Raw genomic sequence first — 216 nt, 5'->3', positions numbered from 1 at the left:
CGGTCGCAGCAAACCGTTCTCCTGGATCGGCTGGCGCGGGATGAACCGCGAAGACTGCGTCAAGGCAGACCGCAAGCAGCTGGTTGGCCTCAAACCGGTCAAAACCCGCGAGGTGCTGCCGGAAGGCGCGCAGCTGGTGTTCGACGCCAAGCAGGCGATTCCGATGAGCATGGTCGGCCATGTGACCTCCAGCTACTACAGCACCAGCATGGGCTT

The 216-nt window shown here is 63.0% G+C and carries 1 protein-coding gene; it reads left to right on the top strand.

The genetic code is table 11. The features are described 5' to 3' along the window. The coding region (locus PH586_RS23545; RefSeq protein ID WP_271350227.1) for a glycine cleavage T C-terminal barrel domain-containing protein at nt 1-216 on the top strand (216 nt) is incomplete at both ends.

The organism is Pseudomonas aestuarii, from assembly GCF_027988105.1.
GTDB lineage: Bacteria > Pseudomonadota > Gammaproteobacteria > Pseudomonadales > Pseudomonadaceae > Aquipseudomonas > Aquipseudomonas aestuarii.
Note: the sequence above shows the minus strand (reverse complement) of the source record. Positions and strands in the feature narration are given on the sequence as shown.